The sequence below is a fragment of the Archangium violaceum Cb vi76 genome (assembly GCF_000733295.1).
GTDB lineage: Bacteria > Myxococcota > Myxococcia > Myxococcales > Myxococcaceae > Archangium > Archangium violaceum.
In genome coordinates, this window is record NZ_JPMI01000055.1 from 98,845 (window position 1) to 113,128 (window position 14,284).

Annotated in this window: 11 protein-coding genes and 1 pseudogene; 10 read left to right on the plus strand and 2 right to left on the minus strand. The window is 69.9% G+C overall.

Translation table 11 applies throughout. The features are described 5' to 3' along the window. Window position 1 precedes the first annotated feature (1 nt). The gene (locus Q664_RS09405) at window positions 2-871 is read left to right on the plus strand and encodes a nucleotidyltransferase (protein WP_043392391.1); all 870 of its coding nucleotides are present in this window, start codon (window positions 2-4) and stop codon (window positions 869-871) included. 79 nt (window positions 872-950) lie between these two features. After that, the gene (locus Q664_RS09410) at window positions 951-1,349 is read left to right on the plus strand and encodes a YkgJ family cysteine cluster protein (RefSeq protein WP_043392394.1); all 399 of its coding nucleotides are present in this window, start codon (window positions 951-953) and stop codon (window positions 1,347-1,349) included. A 9-nt stretch (window positions 1,350-1,358) separates the two neighbouring features. Here Q664_RS09410 and Q664_RS09415 read toward each other — a convergent pair whose 3' ends face one another. Next, entirely contained in the window at window positions 1,359-2,450 is a 1,092-nt protein-coding gene (locus tag Q664_RS09415; protein ID WP_043392395.1) for a sigma-70 family RNA polymerase sigma factor, read from the minus strand. A gap of 69 nt (window positions 2,451-2,519) precedes the next feature. Between Q664_RS09415 and Q664_RS09420 the strand changes: the two genes are divergently transcribed. From Q664_RS09420 to Q664_RS09435, 4 genes are all read left to right on the plus strand, one after another. Beyond that, window positions 2,520-4,949: a DEAD/DEAH box helicase gene (locus tag Q664_RS09420; RefSeq protein ID WP_043392398.1), complete on the plus strand. Its 2,430-nt coding sequence runs from the start codon at window positions 2,520-2,522 to the stop codon at window positions 4,947-4,949. Window positions 4,950-5,127: 178 nt separating this feature from the next. Beyond that, window positions 5,128-5,562, plus strand: coding sequence for a YciI family protein (locus Q664_RS09425; protein WP_043392399.1), 435 nt, complete (start codon window positions 5,128-5,130; stop codon window positions 5,560-5,562). A gap of 53 nt (window positions 5,563-5,615) precedes the next feature. Further along, window positions 5,616-6,881 (plus strand): RNA polymerase sigma factor, encoded by a 1,266-nt coding sequence (locus tag Q664_RS09430; RefSeq protein ID WP_043392401.1) that lies wholly within the window; start codon window positions 5,616-5,618, stop codon window positions 6,879-6,881. 14 nt (window positions 6,882-6,895) lie between these two features. Then, the gene (locus Q664_RS09435; protein WP_235216624.1) at window positions 6,896-7,162 is read left to right on the plus strand and encodes a hypothetical protein; all 267 of its coding nucleotides are present in this window, start codon (window positions 6,896-6,898) and stop codon (window positions 7,160-7,162) included. 89 nt (window positions 7,163-7,251) lie between these two features. Here the strand turns inward: Q664_RS09435 and Q664_RS09440 are convergent, their stop codons facing one another. Then, window positions 7,252-7,737, minus strand: a complete 486-nt coding sequence (locus Q664_RS09440; protein ID WP_043392453.1) for a helix-turn-helix domain-containing protein — start codon at window positions 7,735-7,737, stop codon at window positions 7,252-7,254. A 91-nt stretch (window positions 7,738-7,828) separates the two neighbouring features. Here Q664_RS09440 and Q664_RS09445 point away from each other — a divergent pair, with 91 nt between their 5' ends. The 4 genes and pseudogenes from Q664_RS09445 to Q664_RS09460 all read left to right on the plus strand — a co-directional run. After that, window positions 7,829-9,058 (plus strand): Glu/Leu/Phe/Val family dehydrogenase, encoded by a 1,230-nt coding sequence (locus Q664_RS09445; RefSeq protein ID WP_043392404.1) that lies wholly within the window; start codon window positions 7,829-7,831, stop codon window positions 9,056-9,058. A gap of 84 nt (window positions 9,059-9,142) precedes the next feature. Next, complete coding sequence (ilvA, locus tag Q664_RS09450) at window positions 9,143-10,357, plus strand: threonine ammonia-lyase (RefSeq protein ID WP_043392406.1); 1,215 nt, start codon at window positions 9,143-9,145, stop codon at window positions 10,355-10,357. A 39-nt stretch (window positions 10,358-10,396) separates the two neighbouring features. Next, complete coding sequence (locus Q664_RS09455) at window positions 10,397-11,764, plus strand: peptidase MA family metallohydrolase (RefSeq protein WP_043392408.1); 1,368 nt, start codon at window positions 10,397-10,399, stop codon at window positions 11,762-11,764. Between the two features lie 314 nt (window positions 11,765-12,078). Continuing rightward, window positions 12,079-14,284, plus strand: a pseudogene (locus Q664_RS09460) (hypothetical protein); the annotation flags it as partial.

Sequence of the window (14,284 nt, forward strand, 5' to 3'; positions counted from 1 at the left end):
AATGACCGTTCAACAGACCGACAATCCGACCGAGGGGCAGGACAGCAGCCAGGACTCCTCCAGGCCGTTGAGCAAGCCGAGCAAGGCGCCGCCTCCGATGCAGGCGGACCAGCGCCCTCCCATCGAGCGGGGCGCGCACCTGCTCGCGCTCAGCACGCTCAAGAACGCGGAGATTCCCTTCGTGGTCGCGGGCGCCTATGCGCTGCACCTCTATACGGGCATCTACCGCGACACCAAGGACCTGGACCTCTTCCTCAAGCGCGAGCACGTGGAGCGCGCCATGGAAGCCCTGGGCTCCATGGGCTTCCAGACGAAGATGCATGATCCGGTGTGGATCGCGAAGGCCTACGCCAACGACGAGTACTTCGCCGATCTCATCTTCAGCTCGGGCAACGGCGTGGCCATCGTCGATGACCACTGGATCGACGAGGCCCACCCGGGCGTCATCCACGGGCTGCCCATCCTCGTGGCGCCCCCCGAGGACATCATCTGGTCCAAGGCCTTCGTCTGCGAGCGCGAGCGCTTCGACGGCACGGACATCAGCCACCTCATCCTCGCGCGCGGCAAGCAGATGGACTGGAAGCACCTGATGCGGCGGTTCGACCCGCACTGGGAGGTGCTGCTGGCCCACGTCACCTTCTACCGCTTCAGCTACCCCGGCCAGAGAGACCACGTGCCCCGCTGGGTCTGGGACGAGCTGCTCGAGCGGGCCCGCAACCAGCACAACGAGCCCGACAAGAAGAAGCTCTGCCGGGGAATGTTGATCGCCAAGGGGCAGTACAACGTGGATGTCGAGCACTGGGGTTACACCGACGCCCGCCTCGAGGAGATCGAGACGTTCCGCGACTACTACGAGCCCAAGAAGGACTGAGGCACACGACGAGCCCCTTGCCTGGCAGGCCGTTCACCCCTAGCAAGGGGGCTCCTCGCTCCCCGGAAGCCGTGCCCCGATGTCCCTCTCCACGCTGTGCCTGCGCTGTGGCCTGTGCTGCGACGGCACCCTCTTCACCCATGTCCCGCTCCGGCGCACCGAGGCCGGGCCCCTGAAGGCCCTGGGCCTGCCCGTGAAGGAGCGCGAGGACGGCACGCCCATCCTCCCGCAGCGCTGCGCCGCCCTGGACGGGAAGACGTGCACCGCCTACGCCCAGCGCCCCGAGGGCTGCCGCCGCTACCACTGCCACCTCTTCAGCGCGCTCTCCGAGGGCGAGGTGTCCCTCGAGGAGGCGCTCTCCGTGGTGGACGGGGCACACGCCCTGCTCGCCGCCGCGGCGGGAGAGAAGGGCCCCGAGCTGGAGGACTACCTCGACAAGCACTTCCGGGGCCGGCACCGGCGCTACACCGCGCGGTAGCCCGCCCGCTCACCCCTTCGGGTTGGCCACCAGGTCGAAGTCCGGAATGTGCTCGCGCATGTACTCGCGCATCCGGTTGATGAGCGCCGCTTCGATCTGCCTCGCCCGCTCGCGGCTCACCCCGTACTTGTCTCCGATGTCCTGGAGCGTCAGCGGCTCGTCGGCGACCAGCCGGTTCTCGAAGATGTAGCGCTCCTTGCCCTCCAGCGACTTCGCGAACTCCTGCATCTTCTCGCGGAACAACGCCTTGAGCTGCTCGTTGCCCAGCCGCTCCTCGGCGCCCACCGATGAGGACGGCAGGAAGCGGTCCGCCCGCGTCGCCCCCGAATCGTCCCCTCCCACCGGCGCGTCCAGCGACATCTCGTCGTGGCCCAGCCGCTGGTCCATCTCCACCACATCCTGCTCGGTGACGTTGAGGCGCTCGGCCAGCATCTTCGGCGTCACCTCGAACCCCTGCGCCATCAACTTGTCCTGCTCCTGGCGCAACTTGAAGAAGAGCTTCCGCTGGGCTTCCGTCGTCCCCAGCTTCACCATCTTCCAGTTGTCCATGATGTAACGCAGGATGTAGGCGCGTATCCACCATGCGGCGTAGGAGCTGAGCTTCACCCCGCGCTCGGGATCGTACTTCTTCACGGCCTGCATCAGCCCGATGTTGCCCTCCTGCACCAAATCCAGCAGGGACAGGGGGTTGCGGTGGTACTCGTGGGCCAACTTCACCACCAGTCTCAGGTTGGCCGCCACCAGGCGGTAGGCCGCCTTCACGTCCCCCGTGTCCCGGAAGTGCCTGGCCAGGGACACCTCCTCCTCGCGGGAGAGCAGGGGGTGGCGCTGCACCTCGTTCATGTACGCCTGGAGGGGGTCGGTCCGGGCCAGCCCCGCCTCCCCCGCCTTCACCAGGGCCGCCCTGGGGGGGCTGGGAACCTCCTCCACCTCGGCCTCCACCTCCTCCAGCTCCTCGGGGGCGGGCTCCAGAGCATCCGGTTCCGGCTCGGCGGATTCGGCCTCCTCGACCTCGGCCTCCTCGGGGGGCGGGGCAGCGGCGGGCCGCTTCGCCCGGGTCCGGGTCCCTGTTCCTCCCGTCTTCTTCCTCCCAATCGCCATGAGGAGTTCCTTAAGCAAAGTGAGCCGATTGTTGCCAGAGCCTAATGCAGGGGTTATGCCCCAAGCTTGATGAGCGACATCCAATCTCCGGAGCAGCCGGAAACCACTGCCGAAGCCCCGTCGCGCCCCGCCGAGTACGTCGCGGACGTCAGCTTCGATGACCTGAACCTGTCCGAGCCCCTCCGTCGCGGCATCGCGGACCGTGGCTATACCAACCCCACCCCTGTCCAGGCCAAGGCCTTTGGCCCCGTCATGGCGGGCAGGGATCTCATCGTGCGCAGCAAGACCGGCACCGGCAAGACGGCCGCCTTCGGCCTGCCCCTGCTGGAGAAGATTTCCGCCGAGGACAAGAAGGTGCGAGCCCTCATCCTCTGCCCCACCCGCGAGCTGGCGCTCCAGGTGTCCGAGGAGCTGGCCGCCCTGGGCAAGCACAAGGGCGTCAAGGTCGCCGCCATCTACGGCGGTGCCTCCATGAAGCAGCAGGAGGACGCCCTCGAGGAGGGCACGCAGATCATCGTGGGCACGCCCGGCCGGGTGTTCGACCACATCAACCGCGGCAACCTCAAGCTCGAGGGCTGCACCCACGCGGTGCTGGATGAAGCCGACGAGATGCTCAACCAGGGCTTCTACGAGGAAGTCACCCGCATCCTCGACCGCCTCCCCAAGGACCGGCAGGTGCTGCTCTTCAGCGCCACGGTGCCCACGGACATCCAGAACCTGATTGCGCGTTACACGACGAACGCGGAGACGCTGCTGCTCTCCGGCGACGTCTTCACCGTCGAGCACATCCACCACATCCGCTACGACGTGTCGGACGCGCTGCCCAAGCCGCGCAACCTCATCTACGTGCTGGAGGCGGAGGAGCCGCCCAACGCCATCATCTTCTGCAACACCCGCGACGACACGGCGCTGGTGACGGCGGTGCTCAACCGCAACGGCTTCGACGCGGAGCTGCTCAACGGAGACCTGCCGCAGAAGGAGCGCGAGCGGGTGATGGGCAAGGTGAAGCGCGGCGAAGTGGCCTTCATGGTGGCCACGGACATCGCGGCGCGCGGTATCGACATCTCCGGCCTCGAGTACGTCATCAACTACTCGCTGCCCGAGGATCCGGCCGTGTACCTGCACCGGGTGGGCCGCACCGGCCGCATCGGCAACAAGGGCACCGCCATCAACCTCTTCTCCGGCCGCGAGCTGGCCACGTACACCACGCTGGAGAAGAAGTTCGGCATCAAGTTCGAGAAGCGCGAGATGCCCGCCCCCGAGGAGGCCATGCGCCTGTGGGCCGAGCGCCACGTGCGGGAAATCCGCGAGGCCGCCTCCGGCGCCATCTTCGAGGGCTTCCTGCCCCTGGCCGCGCAGCTCAAGGCCCGTCCGGACGCGGATGACCTGATGGCCTTCCTGCTGAAGTACTTCTTCAGCCACCTGCGCATGGAGAAGGTCCAGGCCGCCCAGCAGGCCGAGCGCGGCGAGCAGCAGGAGGCGAAGCCCGAGGGCCGCCGCAAGGAGCGTGAGCGCGACCGCGAGCGTCCCCGTGACCGCGAGCGGGATCGGGACAAGCCGCGCCGCGAGGAGCGCCGGGAGTCCCGTGGGGAGTCCGGCGAGTCGCGTGAGCGCGGTGAGCGGGGCGACAGGCGCCGCCGTGACCGTCCCGAGCGGGGCGAGCGCGGTGGGTCCTTCGAGGCCGCCCCCGGCGAGGTGAAGCTGTGGGTCAACCTGGGCACCGAGGATGGCCTGGGGCCCGGCAGCATCGTCACCGCCCTGGAGGAGGCCGGCGCCCCCGCCAACAAGGTGGTGCGTGCCGACCTCAAGCCCGGCTTCTCCTACGTCTTCATCGCCGAGGAGGATCTGGCGGGTTTCGAGGCCCTCACCGGCAAGGCGTACAAGGAGAAGACGCTGAAGGTGGAGAAGAGCCGGCCGCGCGGCGAGCGAGATCCGAACCGGCCGCCGCCCTCTCCCGACGCCGGCCCCGGCGAGGTGAAGCTGAAGTTCAACATCGGCATGGACGATGGCCTGGACGAGGCGAAGTTCATCGCCGCCCTGGAGGCCGCTGGCGCACCGGCGGGCAAGGTGAACAAGGCGGTGCTCCGCCCCGCGTACGGCTACGCCTACGTGCCCGAGTCCGAGTCCGAGGCCTTCGAGGCGCTCACCGGCAAGCAGCACGGCGAGAAGGCGCTGAAGGTGGACAAGCACCGGCCGCGTGGCACGCGCGAGCGTCCGCCGCGCCGTGAGCGCACCGAGCGTCCCGAGTCCACGCCCGAGGTGCCCGGCCAGGCGCGCCTGTGGGTGGGCCTGGGCCGCTCCGAGGTTCAGGACGAGGCCGCCGTCACCAGCGCGCTGGAGTCGCTGGGTGCGCCGGCGGGCAAGGTGCAGCGCGTGGAGCTCAAGCCCACGTACGCGTACGTCTTCGTCGCCGACGAGGACGTGCCGGCCTTCGAGGCCCTGAATGGCAAGCAGCACGGCGAGAAGACGCTCAAGCTGGAGCGGGCCCGCCGCCGGTAGGCAGACTCCCTCTCCCCCTGGGAGAGGGTGGGGGTGAGGGTGTCTGCTCCCTTGCCCCCCACCCGCCGCACACGGCGAAAAACAATCGAAAATCCCATGTCGATCCCGCCGGCCCTCGTTCGACGTCAGGGTAAGAGCCCGGGAAAAACCCCGGCATCCACCCACGAAGGAGACGGCGATGAAGGTCATGGTTCTGGTCAAGGCCACGAAGGACAGCGAAGCGGGCGCCATGCCGAGCACCGAGATGCTGGCGGCCATGGGGAAGTACAACGAGGAGCTGGTGAAGGCCGGCATCATGCTCGCGGGCGACGGGCTGCACCCGAGCTCCAAGGGCGCGCGCGTCCGGTTCTCCGGCCCCAAGCGGACGGTGATCGACGGGCCCTTCACCGAGACCAAGGAGTTGGTCGCCGGCTTCTGGATGTGGCAGGTGAAGTCGATGGAAGAGGCGATCGAGTGGGCCAAGCGCTGCCCCAACCCCATGCCCGGGGACAGCGAGCTCGAGCTCCGCCAGGTGTTCGAGGCGGACGACTTCGGTCCCGAGCTCACGCCCGAGCTCCGGGAGTCGGAGGAGCGTCTGGCCGCGGAGTTGGCCGCGAAGAACGCGAAGAAGTAACCGGGGCGTCCCCGTTCTTGCACGGGCGGCCGAAGCTGTTCTGATCGGCCGCCATGACGGCCACCGAGACGCATCGCGCGATCCACGCGGTCTGGAGGATCGAGTCGGCCCGACTCATCGCCGGTCTCACGCGGTTCGTGCGAGACGTCGGTCTGGCCGAGGAGCTCGCGCAGGACGCGCTCGTCGCCGCGCTCGAGCAGTGGCCCACGGCGGGTGTTCCGGACAAGCCGGGCGCCTGGCTCATGGCCACCGCGAAGCGCCGGGCGATCGACCAGTTCCGCCGGAACAAGCTGCTCGAGCGCAAGCACGAGGAGCTCGGCCACGAGCTCGAGACCGAACAGGCACCAGACCTCGAGACGGCGATCGACAATGACGTGGGCGATGATCTCCTGCGCCTCATCCTCATCTCGTGTCATCCGGTGCTCTCGACCGAGGCCCGCGTCGCGCTCACGTTGCGCCTGCTCGGAGGACTGACCACCGAGGAGATCGCCCGGGCCTTCCTGGTCCCGGAGCCCACCGTGGCCCAGCGCATCGTCCGGGCCAGGCGCACCCTCTCCGAGGCGCGCGTCCCCTTCGAGGTTCCCCGGGGGGAGGAGCTCGCCGCGAGGCTGTCCTCGGTGCTGGAGGTCCTCTACCTCGTCTTCAACGAAGGCTACTCGGCGACCGCCGGTGACGACTGGGTCCGGCCCGCGCTCTGCGAGGACGCGCTCCGTCTGGGCCGCATCCTGGCCGAGCTCGTTCCGGAGGAGCCGGAGGTCCACGGACTGGTCGCGCTGATGGAGCTCCAGGCGTCGCGGCTGAGGGCGCGGGTGGGCCCATCGGGAGAGCCCATCCTGTTGATGGAGCAAAACCGTGCGCGCTGGGATCGCCTCCTCATCCGCCGGGGGCTCGCGGCGCTGGAGCGGGCCGGAAAGCTCGGGGGCGAGCGAGGACCCTACGTGTTGCAGGCCGCGATTGCCGCCTGTCACGCCCGAGCGCTCACGCCGGAGCAGACGGACTGGGCCCGCATCGCGGAGCTCTACGAGGAGCTCGCCCAGCTCACGGCCTCCCCTGTGGTGGAGCTGAATCGCGCGGTCGCCGTCTCGATGGCGTCCGGTCCCGCGGCGGGACTGGAGATCGTCGATGCGCTGAGCTCGGAGCGCGCGCTGGAGGGCTACCACCTCCTTCCGAGCGTGCGCGGGGATCTGCTCGCGAAGCTCGGACGCCTCGACGAGGCCCGTGCGGAGTTCGAGCGCGCGGCCTCGCTCACGCGCAACGTACGCGAGCGCCAGTTGCTGCTCGAACGCGCGGCCGCGTGCACCACGTCCCCGCGCGAGTGACCGGTCGAGGACCCGTGGATGTCCCCTCTCCCTCTGTGGCGTTCGCGAAGCGCAGCGAGCGCCTGCTCGTCCTGGGCGCGGACTGGAACAAGGTGGTGGACGACGACCCGAACGACATCGGCACCCGCACCGGCCTGAAGCCGCGTGGACCCGATGAAGGCACGCGCATCGACGGCTTCTACGTGTCGCAGGTGATCAACACCAACGACCTGCACAAGCTGGCGCAGACCGGCAGCGACCACCGGCCGGTGAAGATGACCATCACCGTGCCCGCGCCGTAGCACGGTCACTCAAAGCACTTCGCCGCCCAAGGGCTCGGAACCACCCACGGGTTCCGGGCCCTTCGTCTGTCTCCCCTCCCCCACTCGAGTCAGGAAGTAGGTGGCTTCGCCCGGCGGGCCCGGTGGTAGTGCGCGACGCACAGCTCCCTGGCCAGCACCGGCTTGCCACAGTCCGGCTCCTTGCAGCGCGGCGTCTCCACGGCGGGTTCCCCTCCAGGCGCCCGCACGGCGAACATCGCCTCGGCCACGGCCAGCAGCCGGTCCACCTCCGTCCGCGTCAGCTGGTGGGCCCGGGCGAACTCCACCAGCCGGTGCGCCCCCACCGCCTCGTCCTCCTCCACCCGGAAGAGCTCCGCCAGGGGCACGCCCAGCGCCCCCGCCACCTGGACGAGCGTCTCGTAGCTGGGGCTGCGCTCGCCCCGCTCCAGCAGTGAAGCGAAGCTCACCGAGATGCCACTGAGCTCGGCGAACTCCTCCTGCGTCAGACCCCGCCGCTCCCGCAGGCCGCGAATCCGCCGGGCGAGCCCTTGCAGGTGCCCGCTCGCATCCTGGGCTGGCGGGGAACTGGAGCGCATCGCCAACCCATGCTAGCGCAACCCATCTGTTAAGGTCTCGCGCCGTCGTCGGTCCCCTCCGGGGGAGCCGACCCAGGAGAGCACTCCGGACATGCACGCCCTCGAAGGGATTCACTACTACTTCCGCAAGGCCGCGCGCATCATGGACGTGGGCGAGCGCATCGAGACGCTGCTCGCCACCCCCCTGCGCGAGGTCAAGGTCCAGGTCTCCATCGAGCTGGACAACGGAGAAATCCGCACCTTCATCGGCTACCGCACCCAGCACGACAACAGCCGCGGCCCCATGAAGGGCGGCCTGCGCTACCACCCCACCATCACCCAGGACGAGTGTGTGGCGCTCGCCTCGCTGATGACGTGGAAGACGGCCGTGGTGAACCTGCCCTACGGCGGCGCCAAGGGCGGCATCGCGGTGGACCCCACCCAGCTCTCCATGAAGGAGATGGAGCGGCTCACCCGCAAGTACGTGGATCAGATTCAAGACGTCATTGGTCCCACCCGCGACATCGCCGCCCCCGACGTCAACACCAACCCCCAGGTGATGGCGTGGATCATGGACCAGTACTCGCGCTACCACGGGCACTCGCCGGCCATCGTCACCGGCAAGCCCGCCGAGCTCTACGGCACCCGGGGCCGTGACTCGGCCACGGGGCGCGGCCTGCTCTACATCACCCGGGAAATCCTCCGCGACGCGGGCATGCCCATGAAGGGCACGCGCTTCGCCATCCAGGGCTTCGGCAACGTGGGCAGCCACACCGCGCAGCTGCTGTGGCAGGACGGGGGCGTGGTGATCGCCGTGTCGGACGTGTACGGCGGCGTGTACAACCCGCAGGGCCTGGACGTCCCCGGCCTCTTCGAGCACGTGAAGCGCACCGGCACCGTCACCGGCTTCGGCGGCGGCCAGGCCTGCGCCAGCGAGGACGTGCTCTTCTCCGACTGTGACGTCCTCATCCCCGCCGCGCTCGGTCATGCTTTGAACCGCAACAACGCCAACGCGGTGCGCGCGCGGCTCGTCATCGAGGGTGCCAACGGCCCCACGGACCCCGAGGCGGACGAGATTCTGGACAAGCGCGGCGTGCTGGTGGTGCCGGACATCCTCGCCAATGCGGGCGGTGTGACGGTCAGCTACTACGAGTGGGTGCAGAACCTGCAGCACCTCTCGTGGGAGGAGGACCGGGTGAACGCCGAGCTGGAGCGGACGATGAAGGAGGCGTACGACCGGGTGGCGCAGCTGGCGCGCTCGCGCAAGGTGACGTTGCGCACCGCGGCATTCATCCTGGCGATCGGCCGCGTGGGCAAGGCCACGGTGCTGCGCGGCATCTGACAGGGCGGACGGGCAACCGGCGGCCCGGGGCGCCCTCCCCTTTCGCCCCGGCGGCGCTTCGGTTATCAGGCGCCTCACACGCCCATGATCACGCTCCAGCAAATCGAAGATGCCCAGCAGCGCATCGGTGACGCCGTCTACCGCTCGCCCTGCCCGAAGTCGGAGCAGTTCAAGGAGCTCACGGACTGCGCCACGCTGAACTGCAAGATGGAGAACCTGCAGCGCACGGGTGCCTTCAAGGAGCGGGGAGCGCTCAACAAGCTGCTCACGCTGTCGCCGGACGAGCGGGGCCGTGGCGTCATCGCCGCCTCGGCCGGCAACCACGCGCAGGGGCTCGCCTACCACGCGGGGCGCCTGGGGGTGAACACCACCATCGTCATGCCCGAGCGCACCCCGCTCATCAAGGTGACGCGCACGCGCTCGTACGGCGCGCGGGTGGTGCTGCACGGGGCCCACTTCGACGAGGCCTACGCCGAGGCCCTGCGCATCCAGGACAAGGAGAACCGCGTCTTCGTCCACCCCTTCAATGATCCGCTCATCATCGCGGGCCAGGGCACCATCGGGCTGGAGCTCTTCGAGCAGTGCCCGTACATGGACATGGTGGTGGTGCCCATTGGCGGCGGCGGGCTCATCTCCGGCGTGGCGTGCGCGCTCAAGGAGACCAACCCGCGCATCAAGGTGATTGGCGTGCAGGCCTCGGCCATCGCGAGCATGAAGGCCTCGGTGGACGCGGGGAAGCTGGTGGAGCTGCCGGCGGGCACCACCATCGCGGACGGCATCTCGGTGAAGCGCCCGGGCGACTACACCTTCGAGATGATCCGCCGCTACGTGGACGACATCGTCACGGTGGACGAGGAGGAGATCGCCAACGCCATCCTGCTGCTGCTGGAGCGGGAGAAGTCGGTGGTGGAGGGCGCGGGCGCGGTGGGCCTGGCGGCGCTCATCAACGGGAAGATTCCCTCGGCGCGCGGGCGCAAGGTGGTGCTGCTGCTGTCCGGCGGCAACATCGACGTCAACCTCGTCAGCCGCATCATCGAGCGCGGCCTGGTGAAGGACGGGCGGCTGGTGCGGCTGGTGGTGCGCATGCCGGACCGGCCGGGGATGCTCGCGCGGCTCACCGCGGAGATCGCCCAGGCGGGCGCCAACGTGGTGGAGATCTACCACAACCGCGCCTTCTCGAAGGCGGGCCTGGGCGAGGTGGCGGTGGAGGTGACGCTGGAGACGCGCGGCCGCGGCCACATCGAGGAGCTGATGGGCGGCCTGGGACAGAAGGGCTGGCAGGTCTCGGAAGAGACCTGATTTCATTCCGGAGCGGGGGCTCGGCCATACTCGCGGGCCATGCGCGCCCTGCTCCTCCTCTCCCTGCTGTCCGCCAATCCGCCCACGCCCGCGCAGGCCCAGAAGCTCGCGGCCGAGCGTGCCTGGGAGGACCTCTACCTCGCCTGGTCCTCCGTGGACCCCAAGGGCTACTCCCAGCCCGATCGCCGCACCATCGCCGCCTCGCTCCTCAAGGGCTGCGAGGCCCTCGCCAGCTCCGATGGCGTGATGGCGTACTCGCTCGGCGAGCGCGCCGTCCTCTACGACGAGACGGCCCCGGGCCTGCGCTGCCTCGCCCGCACCGCGCTCGCCACCGAGCAGCGCGGCACCGCCGAGGACGCCCTGCGCCGCGGCCTGGAGCACTTCCCCAAGGAGGGCCACTTCGGCCTGGAGCTGGGCAAGCTCCTGCTCGAGGACAAGGATCCCCAGGGCGCCCTCGCGGCACTGGGCAAGGTGCCCCCGCGCTCGCCCGAGGCGGCCAAGGCCAAGGCGCTCATGCAGAAGGCCCGCAGCGCCTCCAGCGAGGAGAGCGCCGCCATGGCCCAGGCCCGCGCCATCGAGCGCCGCTTCACCGGCGAGACCGAGGACAACAAGGGCTCCGTCCAGCCCGCCTCCGGCTCGGCGTCCACCGGCCTGTCCTATGAGTCCGGCGTGGCCTCGGACGGGATGCGCACCCGCTCCAACAGCCGCTTCGTCGTGAAGTACTTCAACAACGCGCGCGACTTCGGCCAACGCGCCGAGTACGAGGGCCGCATCGTCTCCGCGCTCGACGAGGCCCACTTCCACACCCGCCAGGTGCTGGGCGAGACGCGCGAGGCCCCCGTGGACGTCATCCTCTACACCCGCGAGGAGTTCCGCACCCACCAGGGCTCGGCCCTGGCGCGCATGGCGGCCGGGCTCTACTCGGACGGCGCCATCCGCATCAACGACGCCGCCGAGCTCACCCAGCAGACCCGCGCCACGCTCGTCCACGAGTACGTGCACGCCGTGGTGGATGACCTGGTGCGCGCCGCCGAGGGCGGCCAGCACGTCCCCATCTGGCTCAACGAAGGCCTTGCCGAGTACGTGGAATGGCGCTACCTGGGCAGCGACAAGCCCCCCCACGCGCTGGCCACCCGCATGCGCGGCGCCGCCCAGAGCGGGCAGCTCCCGCGCCTCTCGGACATGGCCGGCGGGGCCCTCATCCAGCAGCGCGACCCGGCCCTGGCCTATGGAACGTCGGCCGTGGCCGTCCGTGAGCTGCTGAACGAAGGAGGGCCCGCCCGGCTGCTCGAGCTCATCCGCGAGGTGGGCCAGGGCGCTTCCTTCGAGGAGGCCCTGCGGCAGCGCTATGGCCGTGGCGTCGCGGAGTTGGAGGCGTCCGTCCAGGCCACTCTCTCGCGGAGGTAGCGAGCAGGCGGATTCCGTGTTCGCGAAGTTTACCCCTCCCCTCGAGTCCCCTACACTCGCCCACGGAAATTTTTTGATATGGCGCTGCGGCAGGAGTCCCGGCCCCGGGTCCGCAGCGAGGTGACGATGTCTGACACGCGCGCGGCGATGAGGGAGTTTCGCTTCCTGGACGAGAAGCGGACGCGGGGGAATCTTTCCCCCACGGAGGAAGCTCGTTTGAACGAGCTGCGAGGGCACCTGGGTGACCCGGCGCAGGAGCAGTCCGTCCTGGACCCCGCGCAGCAGCCTCAGGGCTACTACGGCGACGACGGCCAGTGGTACGCCTACCCCGCCGGGTACGATCCCAACCAGGGTTACGATCCGCCCAGGGCTACGACCCCAACCAGGGCTACGCCGGTTACGACCCGAACCAGGGCTACGCCGCCCCGCAGGGCGAGGCCTACGCGGCCGATGCGCCACAGGCCTACGCGGCCGATGCCACCGCGCAGCAGCAGGAGCCCGCCTACAACTCCCCGGTGCCCGGGTACGTGCCGCAGCAGCCGCGGCCGATGCCGGATCCGGTCAAGCTCAGCCTCGAGACCGAGAACCTCGAGGTCCCCGCGCTGAACGAGCCCGCGCCCTGGGAGGAGCCCGCGCAGGAGCCTCCCGCCGAGTCCCAGGCCCAGGCCGAGGACGATCCGATGAGGTTCGACGAGGCGGAGCCGGAGCCCCCCTCCGAGGACGTCTTCGAGGTGACGGACACCGACGTCTCGCCCGTCAGCGAGGCCATCCCCATCCCCGAGAGCGTTCCCGAGTCGGTCGACATGAGCGACTGGAACGACGTCACCGCGCCCTCGGCGGCCTCGCTCGCGGCGCGGAACCTCGAGCACGACATCACGGCCGCGCCGGAGAGCTCGGGTCCCCTCGAGCTGGGTGAGGACGACTTCTCCTCGCTCAACTCCGACGCGCAGACGCCCGCCGCCTCCTTGGCGCCGCCCGTGGCCGAGGAGCATCCGCGCGCGCCCCTGCGCACCATCGAGATCCAGCACTCGGACATCGAGCTGATCGAGGAAGAGGCCGAAACGCCGCTCGCCGCCGAGCCGGTGTACGCCGAGGAGCTCTCGCCTCCCGTCTCCGAGGAGTGGGCCTCCGCGCCGCTCGCGGTGGACGCGGAGCAGGGCACCGCGCCGCAGTCCGAGGACGCGTCCGAAGAAGATCCGATGGAGATCACCGCGTCGTACGCGATCCCCGTGTACGAGACCGCGCCCGACGCGGTGCCCGTCCCCACGCAGGACCCGAACGACGTGCGGTCCGAGCCCGCCTCGGCGGGCGGGACGCCCACGTTCGACGTCTCGGAGCTCGAGGCCTCGCCGGAGCAGGACGCGGCCGCCGCGGCCGAGACGCCGTGGGAGACCACCGCCGAGGAGCCCACGGCCGATGCTGGCACGGAGCCGCCCACGTTCGACATGGCGGAAGTCGGTGCCGAGATGGAGTCCCCGGCGCCCGCGCTGGACCCCGCGTACGGCACGCACGTGACGACGTTGGAGCTGAACCCGGTGCAGGTGGCACCCGACCTCCAGGCGGACACCGTCGAGGTCGCTGACTCGTTCGAGCCCGAGGCCACGCGGCCGTCGGACTGGGGCGTGCAGACGGACACGCTCGAGGCGACGCCCGCGGACGAGCAGACGTACGACACGGGCAATCCGGGCGATGCCGTCCCGCTGGCCAGCGCCTCGGACTTCCTGGGGCACTCGGAGCAGCCGGGCGCGTCGGTTTCGGACGAGCCCGTGCCGCTGGAGACGACAGAGGCGAGCTGGAGCGGGAACGAGGCCGGAAACACCGGTGAGGGCATCCCGCTGGAGAGCGCCGCGGAGTACATGAGCACTCCGGAGTTCGCGACGGCCAGTGCCACGTGGGGCCACCAGCCGGAGACGCCCGCCGAGCCCGAGAACACCTCGGCGTACGGCGCGCCCCTGAGCGAGGACGCCGGACTGCCTCCCGTTGAGACCCAGCCGGAGTGGACGACGTCCGCCGACGGGCAGGCCGCCATCGAGGTCCAGGGCGAGTGGATGACCTCCGAGCCCGCCGCTGCCACGGAGGCGCAGCCCGAGTGGTCGGCTCCCGCCGAGGAGCAGCCGGTGATGGAGGCCCAGGCCGAGTGGGCTACTCCCGCTGAAGAGCAGCACACCGCCGAGGCGCAGCCCGAGTGGTCGGCTCCCGCTGAAGAGCAGCCGGTGATGGAGGCTCAGCCCGAGTGGTCGGCTCCCGCTGAAGAGCAGCCGGTGATGGAGGCCCAGGCCGAGTGGGCGACTCCAGATGGGGAGCAGCCCGCCGCCGAGCAGCAGCCCGAGTGGGCCACTCCCGCCGAGGAGCAACCGGTGATGGAGGCCCAGGCCGAGTGGGGAACTCCCGCCGAGGAACAGCCCGCCGCCGAGCAGCAGCCCGTCATGGAGGCTCAGGCAGAGTGGGCCACTCCCGCTGAGGAGCAGCCTGTTCTCGAAGCGCAGACTGAATGGGCTACTCCCGCTGAAGAGCAGCCCG

What these genes read in the sequence shown, in the direction of transcription:
- Q664_RS09405 (WP_043392391.1), top strand. Translation starts at nt 2, where the DNA reads ATGACCGTTCAACAGACCGACAATCCGACCGAGGGGCAGGACAGCAGC.
- Q664_RS09410 (WP_043392394.1), top strand. Translation starts at nt 951, where the DNA reads ATGTCCCTCTCCACGCTGTGCCTGCGCTGTGGCCTGTGCTGCGACGGC.
- Q664_RS09415 (WP_043392395.1), bottom strand. Translation starts at nt 2,450, where the DNA reads ATGGCGATTGGGAGGAAGAAGACGGGAGGAACAGGGACCCGGACCCGG.
- Q664_RS09420 (WP_043392398.1), top strand. Translation starts at nt 2,520, where the DNA reads ATGAGCGACATCCAATCTCCGGAGCAGCCGGAAACCACTGCCGAAGCC.
- Q664_RS09425 (WP_043392399.1), top strand. Translation starts at nt 5,128, where the DNA reads ATGAAGGTCATGGTTCTGGTCAAGGCCACGAAGGACAGCGAAGCGGGC.
- Q664_RS09430 (WP_043392401.1), top strand. Translation starts at nt 5,616, where the DNA reads ATGACGGCCACCGAGACGCATCGCGCGATCCACGCGGTCTGGAGGATC.
- Q664_RS09440 (WP_043392453.1), bottom strand. Translation starts at nt 7,737, where the DNA reads ATGCGCTCCAGTTCCCCGCCAGCCCAGGATGCGAGCGGGCACCTGCAA.
- Q664_RS09445 (WP_043392404.1), top strand. Translation starts at nt 7,829, where the DNA reads ATGCACGCCCTCGAAGGGATTCACTACTACTTCCGCAAGGCCGCGCGC.
- ilvA (WP_043392406.1), top strand. Translation starts at nt 9,143, where the DNA reads ATGATCACGCTCCAGCAAATCGAAGATGCCCAGCAGCGCATCGGTGAC.
- Q664_RS09455 (WP_043392408.1), top strand. Translation starts at nt 10,397, where the DNA reads ATGCGCGCCCTGCTCCTCCTCTCCCTGCTGTCCGCCAATCCGCCCACG.